18 protein-coding genes and 1 tRNA gene are annotated in these 20,775 nt (G+C 66.4%); 5 read left to right on the top strand and 14 right to left on the bottom strand.

Annotated elements, in window-relative coordinates:
* The first annotated feature begins 198 nt into the window (after positions 1–198).
* Positions 199–1,365 carry a rod shape-determining protein RodA gene (gene rodA, locus BHE01S_RS17655; protein WP_042266125.1) on the top strand — a complete coding sequence of 389 codons (1,167 nt, stop codon included), beginning with the start codon at positions 199–201 and terminating at the stop codon, positions 1,363–1,365.
* A gap of 99 nt (positions 1,366–1,464) precedes the next feature.
* Here the strand turns inward: rodA and BHE01S_RS17650 are convergent, their stop codons facing one another.
* From BHE01S_RS17650 to rsmB, 10 genes are all read right to left on the bottom strand, one after another.
* Positions 1,465–2,205 (bottom strand): tetratricopeptide repeat protein, encoded by a 741-nt coding sequence (locus BHE01S_RS17650; protein WP_084068956.1) that lies wholly within the window; start codon positions 2,203–2,205, stop codon positions 1,465–1,467.
* Positions 2,202–2,984: an HpcH/HpaI aldolase family protein gene (locus BHE01S_RS17645; protein ID WP_042266123.1), complete on the bottom strand. Its 783-nt coding sequence runs from the start codon at positions 2,982–2,984 to the stop codon at positions 2,202–2,204. Before BHE01S_RS17645 ends, BHE01S_RS17650 begins: the two co-directional genes overlap by 4 nt.
* A 232-nt stretch (positions 2,985–3,216) precedes the next feature.
* Positions 3,217–3,660: a 6-carboxytetrahydropterin synthase QueD gene (gene queD, locus BHE01S_RS17640; protein ID WP_157025463.1), complete on the bottom strand. Its 444-nt coding sequence runs from the start codon at positions 3,658–3,660 to the stop codon at positions 3,217–3,219.
* A gap of 31 nt (positions 3,661–3,691) precedes the next feature.
* Positions 3,692–4,324 carry a 7-carboxy-7-deazaguanine synthase gene (queE, locus tag BHE01S_RS17635; RefSeq protein ID WP_042266120.1) on the bottom strand — a complete coding sequence of 211 codons (633 nt, stop codon included), beginning with the start codon at positions 4,322–4,324 and terminating at the stop codon, positions 3,692–3,694.
* Positions 4,325–4,482: 158 nt separating this feature from the next.
* Positions 4,483–5,214, bottom strand: coding sequence for a 7-cyano-7-deazaguanine synthase QueC (gene queC, locus BHE01S_RS17630; protein ID WP_042266119.1), 732 nt, complete (start codon positions 5,212–5,214; stop codon positions 4,483–4,485).
* A gap of 303 nt (positions 5,215–5,517) precedes the next feature.
* Positions 5,518–5,593, bottom strand: a tRNA-Phe gene (locus tag BHE01S_RS17625).
* 94 nt (positions 5,594–5,687) lie between these two features.
* Positions 5,688–6,389, bottom strand: coding sequence for a response regulator transcription factor EsaR (gene esaR / locus BHE01S_RS17620; RefSeq protein WP_042266118.1), 702 nt, complete (start codon positions 6,387–6,389; stop codon positions 5,688–5,690).
* Entirely contained in the window at positions 6,390–8,831 is a 2,442-nt protein-coding gene (locus BHE01S_RS17615) for a sensor histidine kinase (RefSeq protein WP_042266117.1), read from the bottom strand.
* The gene (locus BHE01S_RS17610) at positions 8,821–9,414 is read right to left on the bottom strand and encodes a DUF4390 domain-containing protein (protein ID WP_042266116.1); all 594 of its coding nucleotides are present in this window, start codon (positions 9,412–9,414) and stop codon (positions 8,821–8,823) included. The genes BHE01S_RS17615 and BHE01S_RS17610 overlap by 11 nt, the downstream gene beginning before the upstream one ends.
* Positions 9,411–10,949 carry a 16S rRNA (cytosine(967)-C(5))-methyltransferase RsmB gene (gene rsmB / locus BHE01S_RS17605; RefSeq protein WP_042266115.1) on the bottom strand — a complete coding sequence of 513 codons (1,539 nt, stop codon included), beginning with the start codon at positions 10,947–10,949 and terminating at the stop codon, positions 9,411–9,413. The genes BHE01S_RS17610 and rsmB overlap by 4 nt, the downstream gene beginning before the upstream one ends.
* Before the next feature lie 234 nt (positions 10,950–11,183).
* On the opposite strand from rsmB, the gene BHE01S_RS17600 reads away from it, so the two are divergent.
* Complete coding sequence (locus BHE01S_RS17600) at positions 11,184–12,368, top strand: hypothetical protein (protein WP_042266114.1); 1,185 nt, start codon at positions 11,184–11,186, stop codon at positions 12,366–12,368.
* Between the two features lie 48 nt (positions 12,369–12,416).
* Here BHE01S_RS17600 and htpX read toward each other — a convergent pair whose 3' ends face one another.
* From htpX to def, 4 genes are all read right to left on the bottom strand, one after another.
* Entirely contained in the window at positions 12,417–13,271 is an 855-nt protein-coding gene (htpX, locus tag BHE01S_RS17595; protein ID WP_042266165.1) for a zinc metalloprotease HtpX, read from the bottom strand.
* 131 nt (positions 13,272–13,402) lie between these two features.
* Entirely contained in the window at positions 13,403–14,053 is a 651-nt protein-coding gene (locus tag BHE01S_RS17590; protein WP_042266113.1) for a LysE family translocator, read from the bottom strand.
* A gap of 112 nt (positions 14,054–14,165) precedes the next feature.
* Positions 14,166–15,161 carry a methionyl-tRNA formyltransferase gene (gene fmt / locus BHE01S_RS17585; protein ID WP_042266109.1) on the bottom strand — a complete coding sequence of 332 codons (996 nt, stop codon included), beginning with the start codon at positions 15,159–15,161 and terminating at the stop codon, positions 14,166–14,168.
* 52 nt (positions 15,162–15,213) lie between these two features.
* Complete coding sequence (gene def / locus BHE01S_RS17580; RefSeq protein WP_042266108.1) at positions 15,214–15,717, bottom strand: peptide deformylase; 504 nt, start codon at positions 15,715–15,717, stop codon at positions 15,214–15,216.
* Positions 15,718–16,022: 305 nt separating this feature from the next.
* Here def and dprA point away from each other — a divergent pair, with 305 nt between their 5' ends.
* From dprA to BHE01S_RS17565, 3 genes are all read left to right on the top strand, one after another.
* Positions 16,023–17,273: a DNA-processing protein DprA gene (dprA, locus tag BHE01S_RS17575; protein ID WP_245639767.1), complete on the top strand. Its 1,251-nt coding sequence runs from the start codon at positions 16,023–16,025 to the stop codon at positions 17,271–17,273.
* A gap of 95 nt (positions 17,274–17,368) precedes the next feature.
* Complete coding sequence (locus tag BHE01S_RS17570; protein ID WP_042266105.1) at positions 17,369–17,746, top strand: thioredoxin family protein; 378 nt, start codon at positions 17,369–17,371, stop codon at positions 17,744–17,746.
* 257 nt (positions 17,747–18,003) lie between these two features.
* Positions 18,004–20,664 carry a DNA topoisomerase III gene (locus tag BHE01S_RS17565; protein WP_042266102.1) on the top strand — a complete coding sequence of 887 codons (2,661 nt, stop codon included), beginning with the start codon at positions 18,004–18,006 and terminating at the stop codon, positions 20,662–20,664.
* The last annotated feature ends 111 nt before the right edge of the window (positions 20,665–20,775 follow it).

Raw genomic sequence — 20,775 nt, 5'->3', positions numbered from 1 at the left:
CCGCCCCGCGCCGGCCTCCGAGCCCCGCCACTTCGGCCCCGGCCCCCATCGCCCGCGCCGCCCCGCCGGCGCGAGCGACGCGGCCACGCTCGCACCGCCGCCCAAGCCCGCTACGGGCGGCATCGACGAGTGAGCAAGTACCTTGCATGGGACCGGAGTCAGCGCTGAGGCGTCAACTCCGGATCGACAGGAGACACAATGCCTTTCCTTCAGTTCGACAAGATCGACAAGCGCGCGGTGCTCGACACGCTGCGCAAGATGTTCCTCGGCTTCGACCGCCCGCTCGCGCTCACCGTGTTCCTGCTGCTGTGCGTGGGCATCGTCACGCTGTACAGCGCGAGCCTCGACGTACCGGGCCGCGTGGAAGACCAGCTGCGCAACATCATGCTCACGTTCGTGCTGATGTGGGCGCTCGCCAATGTGCCGCCCAACACGCTCATGCGCTTCGCCGTGCCGGTCTATACCTTCGGCATCGCGCTGCTCGTTGCCGTGGCGCTATTCGGCCTCACGCGCAAGGGCGCAAAGCGCTGGATCAACGTGGGCGTCGTGATTCAGCCCTCGGAAATCCTCAAGATCGCCACGCCGCTCATGCTTGCCTGGTACTACCAGCGCCGCGAAGGCGTGATGCGCTGGTACGACTTCGTCGTCGGCTTCGTGATTCTGCTCGTGCCCGTGGGGCTCATCGCCAAGCAGCCGGACCTCGGCACCGCCGTGCTCGTGTTCGCGTCGGGTCTCTTCGTCATCTATTTCGCGGGGCTCTCGTTCAAGCTGATCGTGCCGGTGCTGATCGCGGGCGTGATCGCCGTCGCCTCGATCGCGGCGTTCCAGGACAAGATCTGCCAGCCGCAGGTGAACTGGCCGCTCATGCACGACTACCAGAAGCACCGCATCTGCACGCTGCTCGACCCGACTTCCGATCCGCTCGGCAAGGGCTTCCACACCATCCAGGCCGTGATCGCGATCGGCTCGGGCGGCCCGCTCGGCAAGGGCTGGCTGAAGGGCACGCAGTCGCACCTGGAGTTCATCCCCGAAAAGCACACCGACTTCATCTTCGCGGTGTTCTCCGAGGAGTTCGGCATGGCGGGCGGCCTCGTGCTGCTCACGCTCTACATGTGTCTGATCGCGCGCGGGCTCTATATCGCCGCGAACGGCGCGACGCTCTTCGGGCGGCTACTGGCCGGCTCGCTCACGATGGCGTTCTTCACCTACGCGTTCGTCAACATCGGCATGGTGAGCGGCATCCTGCCCGTGGTGGGCGTACCGCTGCCGTTCATGAGTTACGGCGGCACGGCGCTCACGACGCTCGGCGTGGCGATCGGGCTCATCATGAGCGTGGGACGCCAGAAGCGGCTGATGCAGGGTTGATGGCGCGGCGGGCGGCGATGTCCGCTCGATAGCGGCAGCAAAGCAAAACGCGCCGGCATGGTCCGGCGCGTTTTCGTTTCGGCGGTCGCTTTGCCGCGCTTACTGCGTGGGCGCCGACTTCATCAGCTGTGCGCTCAACTGCTGGTACTTCAGGCGCGCCACGGGATCGCCCTGGGCCGCCGCGGCGGCATAGTACGCGCGCGCGACATTGAGGTTCTTCGCCACGCCGTCGCCGCCGCGCTCGTAGAACGAGCCGGTCACGTATTGCGCCGTCATGTCGCCGCCCTCGGCGGCCTTCTTGTACCAGTAGAACGCCTGCTTGTTGTCGCGCGTGGTGCCGCGCCCGTCCAGGTACTGGTTCGCGAGCGCAAGCTCCGCCTGCACATGGCCCTGCTTCGCCGCCTTGAGGAACCACTGGTGCGCCTGCGCAGGATCGCGCTCGACGAAGTCGCCGTCGTCGTACATCTTGCCGTACACGTACTGCGCGTGCGACATGTTCGCGTCCGCCGCCTTGCGCAGCCACTTGCGGCCTTCGCCCACGTCGGCTGCGCCGCCCTCGCCGTTCACGAGCATCATCGCGTAGTTGAACTCCGCCAGCCGGTTGCCGCGCTCGGCCGCCGCCTGGAACTCGGCGCGCGCCGCGCTGAGATTGCCCGCGTTGTAGTCGGCAACGGCGTTGGCCGTCTGCGGATCGGATTCGGCGCCGGTGGCGGCGCTAGCGGCGTCGGCTGCGGCGGCGACGCCGCTCACGCCGAGCGCCGCGCCCGCCAGACACCCAACGGCGAGCGTGCGCGCGATCCGTTCAAAAAGCCGCTCGAAAAGCGCTTTCGGACGCTTCATGATCTCGCCTCCTGGAGCGCCTGGCGCGTTGCACGCACGAGCCAGATCACGTCGGCGGCGAGCGCGATGAAGCTGAAGCCCATCTCGCGATACTGCTTCGCGCCAGCCGGATCCATCGCGAAAATGCCCGACGCGACACCCGCGTCGCGTGCCGCGGCCACGACCCGCCGCATGGCGGCGAGCACGTCGGGATGCTTCGAGTCGCCGAGATGGCCGAGGCTCGCCGCGAGATCGGCGGGGCCCACGAACAGGCAGTCGACGCCCGGCACCTTCGCGATCTCCTCGACTTCGTCCAGCGCCGCCGCCGACTCGATCTGCACGATCGTCGCGATCTGCGCGTTCGCGCCCTGGAGGTAATCGCGCCGCATGCCATAGGCCGCCGCGCGCACCACGCCCGCCACACCGCGCTGGCCGCCCGGCGTGCGCGCGTCGGGGTATTGCGTGAGGCTCACGGCGCGCGCGGCCTCCTCAGCCGAGGCCACGTTGGGGAACATCACCGTGCGCGCGCCCGCATCGAGCACGTGCTTCACGAGCCACGGCTCGCTGTCGGGCAGACGCACCACGGGCTCGGTGGGCATATGCGCCGCAGCGATGGCGCGCAGCTGGGCGATCGTGTCGGCGCTGTCGTTGGGGGTGTGCTCCATGTCGATCAGCAGCCAGTCGAAGCCGGCGTGCGCGAGCGCCTCGGCGGCGGTTTCGCTGCCCATCGAAAGCCATAGGCCGAACAGCGGATCCGCCTCCTTGAGGCGTTCCTTGAGGGGATTGGTGAAGGTGCTCATCGCCGTGCTCCCGGCGAGGCTGCGCGGGCGCATGCGCCTGGCGCGGGCGGGTTTATCCGCCCGGCAGCGCGGCAGCCGGCAGGTCTCGCTCCGTTATGTGTTTGTCGGGCCGCACGCGGGGATGCGCAGGCCTTGCGGCAATGATCATACCGCGACAAAAATTTGCCGGCCGGCACGGAAAACCCGCCTTGCGCGGGTCGTCGGAGCGAGGGTGAGGCGGAGCTCGCGCGCGTCAGTCGCGCGTGACCTCGGCCCAGCAGTTCGGCGTCTCGTACAGGCGCAGCTTGTGCAGGCGCAGATTCACGCCATAGTGCGCGTCGTACACGTTCGCGAGAATATCGAACGCGATGGCCGCGAGGTTTTCCACGGTCGGAATGCGGTCGATCACGACCGTCTTGTGGCCCGGCAGCGTTTCGAGGAAGCCGCGCACCTGCGTATCGCCCGAAAAGACGAGGAACGCGTGATCCCACAGATCGACGAGATGCTGGTTCGCGAGCGACTTCACGTCGGCGAAGTCCATCACCATGCCGCGATCGGGCGCGCCCTCGGTTTCGACGAGGTCGCCTTGCAGCGTGATTTCGAGCACGTAGCGATGGCCGTGCAGGTTACGGCACTGGCTGCGGTGGTCGGGGATGCGGTGGCCCGCGTCGAATTCGAGTTTTCGGGTGATCGTCAGCACGGCGCTTCTTCAGAAAAATTCGCGTGAATCAGGGAATGTTCAGGTATTTGTGGGTCTGCATCGACAGGCGCCACTGCGGATGGCGCTTGCACCAGTCGATGGCGAGCTTCGTGTTCAGGTCGCGCGACGGGCCGTCCATGGGCTGCACCAGAAAATACTCGAAATCGAGCTTCGCGTAGTCGGCGAGGCGCTGATTCTCCTGCGGCACGACGACCTTCAGCTCGTTGCCCTTCGTGACGACGAGCGGCGCGTCGGCCTTCGGGCTCACGCAGATCCAGTCGATGGTATCGAGCACCGGCAGCGAGCCGTTCGTTTCGATCGCGATCTCGAAACCGGCGGCGTGCAGGGCGTCGACGAACGGCGGGTCGATCTGCAGCATCGGCTCGCCGCCCGTGCAGACCACGAAACGGTTGCCCTCGCCTTCCGGCCACAGCGAGGCGATCTTCGCGACGAGTTCTTCCGGCGTGCGGAATTTACCGCCGTTCTCGCCGTCGGTGCCGACGAAGTCGGTGTCGCAGAAGCGGCAAACGGCTTGCGCGCGATCTTCCTCGCGGCCCGACCAGAGATTGCAGCCGGCGAACCGGCAGAACACGGCCGGACGCCCGGCGTTCGCGCCCTCGCCCTGCAACGTGTAGAAAATTTCCTTTACCGCGTAAGTCATCGTGCAGCCTGGTTCTGGCTCATGCGCGCAACGCGCGTGCAAAGCCGGTTGGTCTCGGGCGCGAAATCATCGTGTCGCCACCGGGCGCGCCGCCCGTGCGCGGCCCGGGGGCCCTGTTCGTCACTGCGAAAGCCACGCGCGCGGCCCGAGGCTCATGCTCAGACCGGGGCTTCCGTCACGTTCTCGCCGGCGAGATACGCTTCGTACCCGCGTTTGCGCAACTTGCACGCCGGGCACTCGCCGCAACCGAAGCCCCACGCGTGAAGCTCGGCGCGCTCGCCCACGTAGCAGGTGTGCGTTTCCACGCGGATCATGTCCACCAGCGCTGCGCCGCCCAGCTGTTCGGCGAGCCGCCATGTGTCGGCCTTGTCGAGCCACATGAGCGGCGTTTCCAGCACGAAGCGCGTGTCCATGCCGAGATTGAGCGCCACTTGCAGCGCCTTCATCGTGTCGTCGCGGCAGTCGGGGTAGCCCGAGAAGTCCGTTTCGCACATCCCGCCCACGAGCACCTTGAGCCCGCGACGATAAGCGATCGCTGCGGCGATCTGCATGAACATCAGGTTGCGGCCCGGCACAAAGGTGTTCGGCAGGCCGCTCGCGGCGGTTTCGATCTCGATCTCGCGCGTCATGGCCGTGTCGCTGATCGAGCCGAGCACCGAGAGATCGATCATGTGATCGTCGCCGAGACGCTCGCCCCACTCGGGGAACGTGCGGGCAATCGCCGCGCGAAAACCCTCGCGGCACTCCAGTTCGACGCGATGACGCTGGCCGTAATCGAAGCCGAGCGTTTCGACGCTCTCGTAGCGGTCGAGCGCCCACGCGAGGCACGTGGCCGAATCCTGGCCGCCGGAAAACAGTACGAGCGCGCCCTTCGCTTCTGTTCGAGTCACCGTGAAACTCCGTGTATGAGGTTTCCGCGCGAATGCGTTCGTTGCCTCGCCGCGATGCGGCTTGCGTTGCTGCCTGCATTACTGCCTGCGTTGCTCGATGCGCCCGGGCGGACCGGCGAGGACAACCCCCGCGCCGGCTCATGCAGTATAGGCCGGGGCACCTGCACGGGCATCGGCGCGCCCTTATACCCTGGATACCGTCGATGTCTCGCGATGTTTCGAACTGGAGCCGCAGGACAAGGCGCACCACGCGCACGCAACGAAAAAGCCCCAGGAATCGAACGATCTCCTGGGGCTGCATTCTGGTGGCCTGGGACGGAATCGAACCATCGACACGCGGATTTTCAATCCGCTGCTCTACCAACTGAGCTACCGGGCCAACGAAGAAAAAAGATTATAGCGATGAAATCGGCCTTTGCCAAGTGGCTTTCGCAAAATTGATGCGTCTGGCCGCGCCGCTCACCCGCACCCGTTCATTCGCCCTTGCTCTTGCCGAGGTCCACGCCGAGCTGCTTGAGCTTGCGATACAGGTGCGTGCGCTCAAGCCCCGTTTTCTCGGCCACGCGCGTCATGCTGCCGTTCTCGCGCGCGAGGTGGTACTCGAAGTAGGCGCGCTCGAATGCATCGCGCGCATCGCGCAGCGGGATGTCGAACGAGATCGATGCCGTTTGCGTGGCCGCGCCCGTCTGCATGCCATGAACGCCGTCGGCGCCCAGCACCGGCAGCGCCGCCGCCGATGCCACGACCGCGGGTCCGCCCGTCGCCGATTTCCCCGCCGCCGCCGCCGTGGCCGGCGCGACCGGCGCGGCCGTGCCGCGCGCGAGCCCCTGCTCGACCGCCTTCAGCAGCTTTTGCAGCGCGATCGGTTTTTCAAGGAAGTTCAGCGCGCCGATCTTCGTCGCCTCGACAGCCGTGTCGATGGTCGCGTGCCCCGACATCATGATGACCGGCATCGTGAGATGGCCCTGCGCGGCCCATTCCTTGAGCAGCGTCACGCCATCGGTGTCCGGCATCCAGATATCGAGCAGCACGAGGTCCGGTACGTGGCGCTGCCGGAATTCTCGCGCCTGTTGCGCATCTTCCGCGAGCTCCACGACGTGCCCTTCGTCGCTGAGGATCTCCGAGAGCAATTCCCGGATGCCCATTTCATCATCTACCACCAGGATGGTTGCCATTTACGCTGCCCTTGTCTGCACTGTTGCTTTTGATCCCTGCTCCGCTTCGGCACGCGCCTGCTCTTCCCCGGACCGGCCGGGTCCGGGCATGGCGGCATCCGGGGGGATGTCATCCGCCAGCTGGAGAAAGAGAATCGAGATCTGCGCACCTTCGATCACATCGCCCGCTTTCATCCGATTGCGGATGTCGATGCGCGCGCCGTGCTCGTCGACGATCTTCTTGACCATCGCAAGCCCGAGTCCTGTTCCTTTGGCCTTGGTCGTCACGTAGGGTTCGAACGCGCGCGTGAGAATGCGCGCCGGGAAACCCGGCCCGTTGTCCGATACCGTGAGACGCACCGCCACGCGCGTGCGGCCTTGCGCGTCGGGGTCCCCGTATTCTACGGCGCGGGTCTCGAGCGTCACGCGAGGATTCTGCGTGTCGGCCACCGCGTCCTGCGCGTTTTGCAGCAGGTTGTGGATCACCTGACGCAACTGCGTCGCGTCGCCGCGTATCACCGGCAAGTCGGAGAGCTCGACCTTGATCGCGCTTTTGCCTTCTTCCGCGCCGTAGAGCGTGAGCACTTCGCTCACGAGCTCGTTGAGCTGCAGGCTCGCGAGCACGGCAGGCGGCGTGCGCGCGTAATCGCGGAAGTCGTCGACCATCTGCTTCATCGCCGCGACCTGATTGACGATGGTGGTCGCGCCGCGCTTGAGCACTTCGGCGTCGTTTGGCGCGAGCTTGTCGGAGAGCTTCATCTGCAGGCGTTCGGCCGAGAGCTGAATCGGCGTGAGCGGATTCTTGATCTCGTGCGCAAGACGCCGCGCGACTTCGCCCCACGCCACCGAACGCTGCGCCGAGATCACGTCGGAGATGTCGTCGAACACCACGACGTAGCCCGAGGTCTGCATGTCGCCCGCGTCGCGGCCCGTGTCGGATACGAGGCGCGCGCCGCGCACGAGCAGCGTGAGCGGATCGGTCTCGCCCGGAATCGGCACGGAGAACTGCTGCTGCCAGTGGCCGCGATCGCGATCGCCCCCTTCGCGATCCGTGCGCGCCGCTTCCTGATCGGCGAAGGCCTTGCGCACCATCGCGCCGAACTCCGTGAGCGCGCCGATATGATCGAGCGCGACGCCGAGCTGCGTCTGGAACGGCTGACGGAAGATGCGCTCCGCACCCGGGTTCGCCGTCGTGAGGCGGAACTGCCGGTCGAACACGAACACGCCCGCCGTGAGGTTCGCGAGAATGCTTTCGAGGTAGGCCTTCGAGTGCTCGAGCGCGACGCGGTTCTTCTCCACGGCCTGGCGCGCTTCGGAAAGCTGGCGCGTCATCGCGTTGAACGACTGCGTGAGGAAGCCCAGTTCGTCGCGCGACTTGATTTCGCGCTTGGGCGTGTAGTCGCCCTCGGTCACTTCCTTCGTGCCCTGCGCGAGCAGGAAGAGCGGCCTCGCGAGCTGGTTGCCGAGCGCGAGCGCGAGCATCATCGCGACGAAGGTGGCCAGAAAGAGCGCGAGCGTGAGCGTGCCGATATACATCTTGCGCAGGCCCGTGCGACCCAGCGCCTTCTCCTGATACTCGCGATACGCGCGCTGCACGGCGTCGGCGTTGCGGGCGAGCGCGGCCGGCACCGGCTGCTCGAGCTGCAGGAAACGCTCGACCGGCTGCAGATCCGTTGTGTTCGCATCGGGTATGCGCGTGACCACGCGCAATCGAAGCGCGCCCTTCGGGCCAAGCTGATGCGGGTCCCCGTCCACTTCGCCTTCGATCGCCGCATAGCCGCGCCCGCGCGCCTGATCGATCATGAGCGCCGTGGGCATGTCGGCGGGCATGAGCGACGAGAAGTTGCTCGACGCCTGCGCCACCACGTGCATGTCGGGCGCCGCGCCCGACATGCTGCGCACCGGCTCGACGATCATCGCGTCCTGCACGCCGAACTGGTCGCGCGCGCGCAGGAGCGTGAGCGTCGTGCCCGCGGCGTCGCCGCTCGCGATCTGCTCCGCCATCAGACGACCCTTGGTCTGCAGGTCGGACAGCGATGCGTCGAGCATGCCGCGGCCGAGATTGAGGCCTGCGGTGAGCGCGGTTTCCACGTTCACGTCGAACCACGACTCGATCGAGCGCGAGACGAACTGATACGAAACGATATAGATGATGCCGCCCGGCACCACGCCCACGAGCGCGAAGAAGAACGCGAGCTTCGCGAGCAGCCGCGTGCCGAACTTGCCGCGCCTCAGGCGCACGACGATCACGATCATGAGCGCCGTGACCACCGACAGGAAGATCAGCGCGACGACGATATTGGCCGCGTAGAGCCAGCCGTAGTAGCGGTCGAAGAACTCGGTGTTCGCGCTCGCCGCGGCGAGCAGGACGAGCAGCAGCGTCGCGGTGAACGCGACGGTGGAAACGAGCAGCTTGACGACGACGCTGCTGAAGCTGGTGGCGCGGCGCACTTTATTTAGCACGTTCGGTCACCGTGAAGTTAAAACGCTTCCAGTCGGAAGCGAGGTTCCAGTCGCGGTTGTTCACGGCGTCGATCTGGAACGGCTTGGGCATCAGCGCGACGTCGAGCTGCATGCGCACCGAGGCCGTGTAGGTTTCGCCGGGATGCACGTCGTTGCGGTCGATCACGTGCCAGGAGGTAACGTGCTTGATGACCGCGAGCGCGTCCGCGAGCGTCGAGAAGCCGAGCTGCAGGCCGCCGCTCGAAACGCGGTACTCGCGCGTGAGCGGCTGGAACGACAGGCGAATGCTTTGCGAAACGCTCACCGGCTGTTCGTCGAACCAGTACCAGCGCGCGCGCGTGAGTTCGAAGTCGGTGGTGAAGTAGAGCGGGATGCCCTTGTTGACCGCGTCTTCCAGGCTGCTGTTGAGGTCGAAATCGAAGCGGGCGTCGAGGCTCCAGCCGTTGCTGTCGGCCTGCAGCGACGCGCGCTGAACCGAGATCGAGTCGGCGCGCGCCGGCGCGGCGGCGACGAAGCCGACGACGGCAAGCACCAGCCAGATCAGGGCCGCGAAGCGCAGCGGGAAGAAGCGTTTGATGGTCACCGTTTCTGAAAGCGCGCGTAGAAGAATCCGTCGTGATCTGCGGTGCGATCGGGAACGGGAAAGACAGTTGTCGTCACTTCGGCCTTTGCAGCGGCATCGTGCCGCTCTTCGCCGGCTGCGCCATCTTCTGGCCCCCGGGCCGGCGCGCCGAACGCCTCGGGCAGCAGTTGCCCCGGGGCGTCCAATCGTACCGCATCCGCGTGGGTGCTTTCAAACCAGCGCGCCTGCGCCTCGCCTTCCACGGGGAAGATCGAGCAGGTCACGTAAAGCAGTTCGCCGCCTGGCTTCACGAGCGGCCACAGCGCATCGACGATGCGGCGCTGCTCGGCGGCGAGCGCCGCGATGTCGCTTTCGCGGCGCAGCCAGCGGATGTCCGGGTGGCGGCGCACGATGCCCGAGGCCGAGCACGGCACGTCGGCGAGGATGCGATCGAAGCCTGCGCCGTCGCGCCACCCGGCAGGATTGCCCGCGTCGCCGACCACGATCTGTGCACGCCGCATGGGATGCGCGGGGTCGTCCCGCGCGAAACCGAGGCGCGCGAAGTTCTCGCCGATGCGTGCGGCGCGTGTCGCGTCGCTTTCGAGCGCAATCAGGTCGATGTCGGCCAGCTCGAGCAGATGGCCACTCTTGCCGCCGGGCGCCGCGCACGCGTCGAGCACGCGCATGCCGTCACGCACACCGAGGATTTGCGCGGCCACTTGCGCGCCGGCGTCCTGCACGGACACGTCGCCCGCGAAGAACCCGGGAATGCGATCGACCGGCAACGCAGCGGCGAGGCGCACGGCGTGCTCGCCGATCTGCGTGGCGGCGATGTTTTCGGCGGCGAGCCGCTGGACGTATTCGGCGGCGCTCGTGCGGCGCGCATTCACGCGCAGCGTGAGCGGACCCTGCGTGTTGCCCGCGGCGAGAATCGCCTGCCACTGCGTGGGCCACGCGGCGCGCACCGCGTCGATCCACCAGCGCGGATAGTTCCAGCGGGCGGTTTCATCGGCCTGGGCGGCGGCCAGCGCCGTCTCGCGCTCGCGCAAAAAGCCGCGCAGCACCGCGTTGACCAGCCCCTTCGCGAAGGCGGCCTCGCGGCGCGCGGCCACGGCGCGCACGGCCTGATCGACGACCGTAAACGGGGTGTAGGCGGCGCTCGCCTCGTCTTCGGCGAGCAACGCCAGCGCGCAGGCCAGCACGTTCGCGACGTGCGGCGGCGGCGCCTTGCTCACGCGCTGCCGGATCAGCCAGTCGGCGGTGCCGAGCCGCCGCATGGTGCGATACGCGATGTCCTGCACGGCACCGCGAGCCTGCGGCGCGAAGTCGGCGGGCAAGGCGGCGAAGGCGCTTGCGAGCGCGGCGGGCAGCGCCGCACCGGCGCGCACCGCGCCGACCGCCTGAGCGGCCTGGTCGAGCGCAAAGCCCAGCGAATCGGGGGCCAGGTGCACGGCCTGGCTGCGCGTCGGCGCCGCGCCCTGCTGACGCGCGGGCGATGCGGAGCGCTTTTTGCCGGGAGACGGCTTGCTGGGTCGCCGGGATGGGCTCGATGTCATGGAGAAACCGGATGCGGGCCGCAGGCAATCGCGGCGTCAAGGATGCACAAGCGAGCCATTGTAGCGTGGCGAGCGCGCAACACCGCCGGCCGGCGCGATTCCCGTTGACGGCACCGCGCCCGCAGGCCGAGGAGTCGCGAAAAGCGCAGGGATACATATTGGCGGATACCGACTAACGGCCCGCCGCATGATGGCGACAGAAAACGCGCGTCCCCCTGCGTCATAGCGGCCATCATGAAACTACTCGGGAAGAAAAACGACTTCGCGTTCCTCGCCTTCGTTGCGCTTTTTTCCGTGTACCAGCAGGGGCTCGGTAAGCTGTTCTCGCCCTTCTGGGACTACAAGGTGTACGCGTACGCGCTGGATCAGTTCAGGCGCGGTGCGAATCCTTATATCCCGCACGGATTCCCCTTCGTCTATCCGCCCATCTTCCTGAATCTGTTCTCGCGCGTGCCGTTTCACTGGCTCTATCCGGCATTCGTTGCCGCGTCGCTGATCTATCTCGCGTACAGCATCAGGCATGCGGACTTCGTCGTCGCCGGTGCGTTGGGGTTTCTGACCGGCGGTGCGGGCGTGGGCGGCATCCTCACGGGGAATTTCGCGATCTTCGCCCACCTGCTGATCATTGCGCTTTTTTATGCGGCTTCGCAGGAAGCCGCTCCGCATGCGTCGCAGCGAGGCGGCAACGCAGCGGCAAAGTATTGCGCGCTGGCTTTTTTCATCGCCCTGTTTGCCTCCATCAAGATCTATTTCCTGACGTACGCCGTCGTGTTCTTTTTTGTCCCCAAAGGCATGCGCTATGGCTTCGCCGTGCCCGTGTGCGTTGCGCTCGCAACCCTCGCGCAGCTCGCGCTGGAACCGCGCCTGTGGACCGGCTTCGAAACCCTGCTGCGCTGGCAGATGCTCGCCCAGAACGATTCCGGCCTCGTGCTGTTCGGGATACTCGAACAGCACGTGCGCACGTTATCGCCCCTGGAAGACGTCCTGTGCTACGAACTGGTGGTCCTGGCGCTGTTCATGTACGCGGTCAATCCATTGCGCGGGCGGCGGCTCATGGTTGCCGAAAACGAAAATGTGCCGGGCAGGCTGTTCTACGTGCTCGCGTTCTGTCTGGCGCTGAACCCGAGAATGAAGGAATACGACATCGCGCCGTTTTTCGCGTGCTGCTACGTTTCGCTCTTCCAGAGCAGCAACGACGCTCACCGGATGGATCGCGTGTTTTTCTACGCCGTACCGCTGGCGTTCATCGGCGCCTGGATCGCCGTCAAGTTCGGGCATGTGTACTACGCGCTCGACGTGTCCTGGTTCATCGGCGTTTATTTCGTGTTCTTCGTGGTTTCCCTGCGTCAACGGGCGTTGCGGGTTTGCGCCCGAGCGGGCGCCCGGCAGGTGAACAGCGACGCTGCGGCGACGGGCTGAATAAAAAACGCCTCCGAAGAGGCGTTGATTCCGTTGCCGGTTCCCGCTTTAGCGTCGGCCGCCCGCGGCCATCTCCATCAAGCGGCGGATGCGCTCCTCCGTGGACGGGTGGGTGCTGAAGAGGTTCTGCAAGCCGCCGCCAGACAGCGGGTTCATGATCATCATCTGCGCCGTGGCCGGATGCTCTTCGGCCGCCGGGAACGGAATGCCTTGCGCATAGCGATGGATCTTGTCGAGTGCCGAGGCGAGCGCCTGCGGATCGCCCGAAATCTCCGCGCCGCCGCGGTCCGCCTCGAACTCGCGCGCACGCGAAATCGCCATCTGGATCAGCGCGCCCGCGATCGGCGCGAGCAACGCCACGGCAATGCTCGCGATGGGATTCGCCGGCCGGCCGTTCTCGTCGCGACCGCCGAAGATCATCGCGAAGTTGGCGAGCGCCGAGATCGCGCCGGCCATGGTGGCCGAGATGGTCGAGATGAGGATGTCGCGGTGCTTCACGTGCGCCAGTTCGTGCGCCATGACGCCGCGCATCTCGCGCTCGGACAGCACGCGCAGGATGCCCGTGGTCGCCGCGACCGCGGCGTGCTCGGGGTTGCGGCCCGTGGCGAAGGCGTTGGGCGCGTCCTCGTTGATGAGATAGACGCGCGGCATCGGCAGGCCAGCCCGCGTGGCCAGATCGCGGACCATGCGATAGAACTGCGGCGCCGTGGTCTCGTCGACTTCCTGCGCGTTATACATGCGCAGGACCATCTTGTCCGAATACCAGTACGAAAAGAAGTTCATGGCGAGCGCGAAGAACAGCGCCAGCACCATCCCGCGATGCCCGCCGATCAGCCCGCCAATCACGATGAAAAGGGCCGTAATCGCGGCCATCAACATCGCGGTTTTGACCCAGTTGAACATGTGCTGTGCTCCTTCACCCACCAGGGGATCAAATCGATCGTTGAACGCCCGCCGCCAGCCGGTCAGCTGGCGCCAGGCGAAGCGCATTGTAAGCGATTTGTTAGATATGGGCCGATGCGAAAAATTCAACCTCAGCGGGTGGCCGTGGCGAGCTTCAGGCCCAAGCCGACAAACGCCGAGCCGACCGTGCGGTCGAGCCACTTCTTCACGCCCGCCTTGCCCGCAAAGCGCCGCGTGACGCTGCCCGCCACCCATGCGACGAAGCTGTTCCAGACCGTGCTCATCACGACGAACACGGCGCCGAGCGTGAGGAAAGCGAGCGCTTTATGCTCCGTCCCCGTGGTCACGAACTGCGGGAAAAACGACACGAAGAACAACACCACCTTCGGGTTGAGCACATTCGTGCAGAAACCCGACACGAAGAGCTGGCGCAGCGGGCGCGGGGCGGCGGCAGGCGGCGCGGCTTGCGCAGCGCCCTCGACCGGCCCGACCTCGTGTTTCGTGAGGACGAGCCGCACGCCCAGATACACGAGATACATCGCTCCGACGATCTTGATGACCGTGAACGCCGTGGCCGACGCCGCGAGCAGCGCGGTCAACCCGAACGCACAGGCGAGCGTGTGCACACAGCAGCCCGCCGAGATACCCAGTGCGGAAACGAGGCCCGCGCCGCGGCCCTGCGCGACGCTGCGGCCGACGATATAGGCCGTGTCGGGTCCCGGCGTCACGTTCAGCAGAAATACGGCGACGAGAAAGAAACCGAAATGGGTGATGCCGGGCATGACAACCTCAAAATCGAAAAACGCGCTTCATACGCCATTGATTCTAGCGCGCCGGGAACCGCGCGGCATTTGGCCTGGCGGCGCCTTTTCGGGCGCTGGCGTAAGCCCCGGCTCAGGCCGCAGGAGGCTCGGGCAACTGAAAACGCTGCCCCGCCGCCAGCGGCATGCCGGCCAGGAATTCGCGGGCGGGCAGCCGCTTGCCGCCCGGCTTTTGCAGCTGCGTGAGGCGCAGCGCGCCCTCTCCGCAGGCCACCACTACGCCCGCCGGGCTCACTTCGAGAATCTCGCCAGGCTCGGCGGCGCCGCCCGCCGAACGCGCTACGGGCTCGGCTGCCCACAGCTTCAGCTGTGCGCCATCGAGCGTGGCTGCGCCGCCCGGGAACGGGTCGAAGGCGCGAATCTGCCGCGCGAGCGCGAGCGCTGAGCGGCGCCAGTCGAGCGCGGCTTCCTGTTTGCCGATCTTTTCGGCGTAAGTTGCCCCCTCTGCCGGCTGCGGCGTGGCGGGCAGCGCGCCGTCGCGCTCGAGCGCGACGAGCCCGTCCACGATCAGCTTCGCGCCGAGCTGCGCCAGGCGGTCGTGCAGCGTCGCCGTGGTGTCGCCCGGCGCGATCGGCGTACGCACCCCGGAGATCATCGGGCCGGTGTCGAGCCCCGCGTCCATCTGCATGAGCGTGATGCCGGTTTCGGTATCGCCGGCTTCGATCGCGCGATGGATCGGCGCCGCGCCGCGCCAGCGCGGCAGGATGGATCCATGAATGTTGATGCAGCCGCGCGGCGGGATGTCCAGCACTTCCTGCGGCAGCAACAGCCCGTAGGCTGCGACCACCATCACGTCGTGCGGCGTGGCGCGCAGCAGGTCCAGCGCCGCGGCGGCTTCCTGCGGATACTTGCCGGTACGGCGCAGCGACGGCGGCTGGGCGACGGCCATGCCGTGCTCCTGCGCATAGCGCTTGACCGGGCTTGCCTGCAGCTTCATGCCGCGGCCTGCCGGGCGGTCGGGCTGGGTCAGGACGAGCGGCACGGCAAAGCCCGCTTCGTGAATCGCCGCGAGCGCCGCGGCGGCGAATTCCGGCGTGCCGGCAAAGATGACGCGAAGGGTGTGGCTCATGGGCGCTCGGTGTGGCGGCAGGTGGATGAAGAAAGAGACGGTCAGTTCGCGATTACATCGCGCGTTCGAGCTTCTTCATCTTGCTGCGAATGCGCGTTTGCTTGAGCGACGACAGGTACTCGACGAACACCTTGCCCATCAGATGATCCATTTCGTGCTGGATGCACACGGCGAGCAGCCCTTCGCAGTCCACCTCGTAAGTCTCGCCCTTTTCGTTCATCGCGCGCACGCGCACCCTTTCCGCGCGCTCGACTTCATCGTAGATGCCCGGCACGGAAAGACAGCCTTCCTCATGCACTTCGCGCTCGTCGCTCGACCAGATGATTTCCGGGTTGATGAACACGCGCAGCTCGTCGTGCATGTCGGAAACGTCGATCACCACGACGCGCTCATGCACGTCGACCTGGGTGGCCGCCAGACCGACACCCGGCGCGGCGTACATGGTTTCGGCCATGTCGGCGACCAGCTTGCGGATGCGGTCGTTGACCGCCTCGACCGGCTTCGCGATCTTGTGCAGACGCTTGTCCGGGTAATGAAGAATATTCAGTAGAGCCATGATTTGACGGGTTTCTCGTTGGGCGCCTGAAAGAGCCAGACACAGGGAACGATGCGCGGCCTGGCCATTCGGCCAGCTTGCGGGTCCCACGCCGGAAACGGAGGATATCCCTTCATATTCGGACGAAAGGGCCGCAATTCAACGTTGAACACGCTTATCGCCCGTGCGGACGCGCTGCCCCCGAAGGTGGGTGCGCGCAAGGCCACGGGCAAGGACGCCACGGTGTATTTCGGATGGTGAAAATTTTATCACGAGGTGCGGCAAACCGTCCGCGCCCGGGGAACGCCATGCCGGCGGCCTTGCCCATGTCGGCCGGGGAACCGGCCGCCTGGCTGCGCCTCGGCCTCGCGCGCGGCTTGAGGCCCGCTGCGCTGCGGGCGCTGCTCGGCGCGTTCGGCCTGCCTCAAAGCGTGCTGTCCCAGCCGTTCGCTGCGCTCGCCGCGGTGGCGGGTGCGCAAGCCGCACACGCCGTCCTCGCCGCGCCCCGGCCGGACTTCGCGGCACAACTCGAAGCCTTGCAGGCGTGGCGAGCGGCTCCCGGCAACGCGCTCATCACGCTTGCCGATCCGGCCTATCCGGCCCGCCTGCTCGACACGCCCGATCCACCGCCGCTGCTCTACGCAAAGGGCCGTCTCGAACTGCTCCACGCACGCGCCGTCGCCGTCGTGGGCAGCCGCAACGCCACGCCGCAGGCGCTGGAGGACGCAGCGCGCTTCGCACGCACCCTCGCCGCGTCGGGTCTCACCGTCGTCTCGGGGCTCGCGCTCGGCGTGGACGGCGCCGCGCATCGAGGCGCGCTCCACGAGCCTGGCGGCACCGTCGCCGTGATCGGCACCGGCGCGGATCTCGTCTATCCGCCGGCCCATCATCCGCTCGCCATGGAAATCGCCGCACATGGCGCGCTCGTCTCCGAATGGCCGCTCGGCACCCCGGCGCGCTCCGCGAACTTTCCGCAGCGCAACCGCGTGATTGCCGCGCTCGTCGAAGGCGTGGTGGTGGTCGAGGCCGCGCAACGATCCGGCTCGCTCATCACGGCGAGGCTCGCCAACGAAATGGGACGCGACGTGTTCGCGCTGCCCGGCTCGATTCACGCGCCGCTCACGCGCGGCTGCCACGGGCTCATCAAGCAGGGGGCGCAGCTGGTCGAATCGCCCGAAGAGGTGCTCGACGCGCTCAATGTCGAGCCGCCCCCGGGTACTGGGCGCGCGAGCGCGTCGCCGCGGGAACGACGCCGCCAAAGCCGGAAAATCCCGGTTCCGTTCGAGCGCATGCAGCGCGAAGGCACAGACGAAACGCCACAGCTGGCGCTCGAATTCCCACGCCCCGAGCCGCCGCCTGTGCATCGCGCTGAAGCACGAAAATCGCCCGCCAGCCTGGGCGCCGAAGCCCGGCGCCTGCTCGAAGCGCTCGGTCACGCGCCGGCCACGGTTGAAATTCTCGCGCAGCGCACCGACATGGCCGAAGCGGTGCTGCAAGGCACGCTGCTGCAACTCGAACTCGCGGGACACCTCGACGCCCTGCCGGGCGGCTGGTTCGTGCGGGCGTCGCGCGGCTGATGCCGCGGATTGGGGGGCAACACCGCCCGCGCGCCGCCATGATACATTCGCGCCAAATACTCCGCTCTATATATAAGAGAACGCAAGGAACGACCATGCCCGCGCTAGACCTCGACACCGACGCCGACAAGATCGCCGAGCGCGTCAGCAATCAGGACACGCTGTTCGTCGCGTGCCTGTGCGCGCAGTGGTGCGGCACGTGCCGCGACTACCGTGCCACGTTCGACCGCATCGCCGAGGCGCATCCCGACGTCTGCTTCGCGTACATCGACATCGAAACCCATGCCGACCGCTTCGACGACCTCGATGTCGAAAACTTCCCGACCATCCTGATCGAAGACGGTCACGCCACGCGCTTTTTCGGCACGGTCCTGCCGCACGCCGCCGTGGTCGAGCGCATGCTCTCGGACCTCTCCGCGCTACCGGGTGTGTCCGACGCGCCCAAGCTGCGCCCCGCCCTCAGCGCGGTCTGAGCGCAACCTGCATCCGACCCCGATCAGGCACGGCGCTTGCCGCGCGGCCTGGCGCGCCCTTATGATTGGGCGCCCTGGCGCTTGCGCCGGTGTCGTCATGAGATGACGCAAAAATCGACTCCGACGCGCCATGTGCTATAAAGCGGTCGAGAACGGCCCCCCGAGCGGGGCAGCAACGCAGGGCATCGCGCCCAAGCGCCCATTCAGGCGGCATCGGCCCCGGGGCGCCAACCGGATACACCCACAAGCAACCAGTCATGTCCAAAGCTCTGATCATCGCCGAGAAGCCATCCGTCGCGAACGACATCGCGCGCGCGCTGGGCGGTTTTACCAAGCATGACGAGTACTACGAGAGCGACGACTACGTGCTCTCGTCGGCGGTCGGCCATCTGCTGGAAATCGCAGCGCCGGAAGAATACGAGGTCAAGCGCGGCAAATGGAGCTTCGCTCACCTGCCCGTGATCCCGCCGCACTTCGACCTGAACCCGATCGCCAAGAGCGAGTCGCGGCTCAAGGTGCTCAACAAGCTGATGAAGCGCAAGGACGTCACGCAGCTCATCAACGCCTGCGACGCGGGGCGCGAGGGCGAACTGATCTTCCGCCTGATCGCGCAGCACGCGAAGGCGAAGCAGCCGGTCCAGCGCCTGTGGCTCCAGTCGATGACGCCGCAGGCGATCCGCGACGGCTTCGCGAACCTGCGCAGCGACCACGACATGCAGCCGCTCGCCGACGCGGCCCGCTGCCGCTCGGAAGCCGACTGGCTTGTCGGCATCAACGGCACGCGCGCGATGACCGCCTTCAACAGCAAGGGCGGCGGCTTCTTCCTCACGACGGTTGGCCGCGTTCAGACGCCGACCTTGTCGATCGTCGTCGAACGCGAAGAGAAAATCCGCCGATTCATCCCGCGCGATTATTGGGAAGTGCGTGCGGAGTTCGTCTGCGCAAACGGCTTCTACGAAGGCCGCTGGTTTGACCCGAAATTCAAGAAGGACGAGTTCGATCCGGAAAAGCGCGATTCGCGCCTCTGGAGCCTGCCGGCAGCCGAGACCATCGTCGCGGCCTGCCATGGCCGCGAAGGCACGGTCACCGAAGAATCGAAGCCGTCCACCCAGCTCTCGCCCGCGCTCTTCGACCTGACGAGCCTGCAGCGTGAAGCCAATGGCCGCTTCGGCTTTTCGGCCAAGAACACGCTTGGCCTCGCCCAGGCGCTGTACGAAAAGCACAAGGTACTCACCTACCCGCGTACCGATTCGCGCGCGCTGCCCGAGGATTACATGGGCACGGTGAAAGAAACGCTCGAAATGCTCAAGGAGAGCAACAACTACCTGCCGCACGCGAAGCAGGTGCTCGACAAGGGCTGGGTGAAGCCGAACAAGCGCATTTTCGACAACTCGAAGATCAGCGACCACTTCGCCATCATCCCCACGCTGCAGGCACCGAAATCGCTCTCGGAACCCGAGCAGAAGCTGTACGACCTCGTCGTCAAGCGCTTCCTCGCCGTGTTCTTCCCGGCGGCGGAATATCGCGTCACCACGCGTATCACCGAAGTCGCCGGACATCACTTCAAGACCGAAGGCAAGGTGCTGGTCGAGCCGGGCTGGCTGCAGGTCTATGGCCGCGACGCGGGCGGCGACGACGCCAACCTCGTGCCGGTGAAGAAGGACGAGAAGGTCAAGACCGACAAGATCGCGGCGCACCAGCTCGTGACCAAGCCGCCTGCGCGCTACAACGAAGCGACGCTGCTTTCGGCCATGGAAGGCGCGGGCAAGCTCGTGGACGACGAAGAGCTGCGCGAGGCCATGGCCGCCAAGGGCCTTGGCACGCCGGCCACGCGTGCGGCGATCATCGAAGGTCTGCTCGGCGAAAAGTATCTCGTGCGCGAGGGCCGCGAACTGATCCCGACGGCCAAGGCCTTCCAGCTCATGACGCTCTTGCGCGGTCTCGGTGTGAAAGAGCTCACCGCGCCGGAACTCACCGGCGAATGGGAGTACAAGCTTTCGCAGATGGAGCGCGGCAAGCTGCCGCGCGACGCGTTCATGCAGGAAATCGCCCGCATGACGCAGACCATCGTGAAGCGCGCGAAGGAATACGACTCGGACACGATCCCCGGCGACTACGCGACGCTTCAAACGCCGTGTCCGAACTGCGGTGGCCAGGTGAAGGAAAACTACCGCCGCTTCGCATGCACGAAGTGCGAGTTCTCGATCTCGAAGATTCCGGGCGGCCGTCAGTTCGAAATCCCCGAAGTGGAAGAGTTGCTGCAGAACAAGACGATCGGCCCGCTCTCGGGCTTCCGCAGCAAGATGGGCCGGCCGTTCTCGGCCATCCTCAAGCTCTCGTTCGACGACGAAATCAAGAACTACAAGCTCGAGTTCGATTTTGGCCAGGACTCCGGCGCGGAAGACGGCGAAGCGCCCGACTTCTCGCAGCAGGAACCGGTGGGCGCGTGCCCGAAGTGCAAGGCACGCGTGTACGAACACGGCATGAGCTACGTGTGCGAGCACTCGGTCGCGAATCCGAAGACCTGCGACTTCCGTTCGGGCAAGGTGATCCTGCAGCAGGAGATTGCGCGCGAGCAGATGGCGAAACTGCTGGCTGAAGGCCGCACGGACTTGCTGGCCAACTTCAAGTCTTCGCGTACGGGCCGCAACTTCAAGGCTTTCCTCGTCAAGCAGCCGGACGGCAAGATCGGCTTCGAGTTCGAGAAGAAGGAGCCGAGCGCAAAGACGGCGGCGGCCAGGACTGTCGCGAAGAAGTCGGCCGCAGCGGCCGAGGCTACCGTCGATGCCGCGAACGACGCGGCGGATTCGGCAGAAGAAGGCAAGGCGAAGCCAGCGCGCAAGACGGCGGCCGCCAAAGCCGCACCGGCGCGCAAAACCGCCGCCCGCAAGACCCCGACGCGTAAGACAGGGTCCTAAGCGACAGGGTCCAAAGCGCGCCTTGCGCGGGCCGTCACCGGCCTCAGGCGCAGCAAAGCAAAAAGGCGCAGCTTCTCACGAAGCTGCGCCTTTTTTATCGACCGATGAGCA

Origin of the sequence: Paraburkholderia heleia NBRC 101817, from assembly GCF_000739775.1 — a bacterium.
Taxonomy (GTDB): Bacteria; Pseudomonadota; Gammaproteobacteria; order Burkholderiales; family Burkholderiaceae; genus Paraburkholderia; species Paraburkholderia heleia.
Note: the sequence above shows the minus strand (reverse complement) of the source record. Positions and strands in the feature narration are given on the sequence as shown.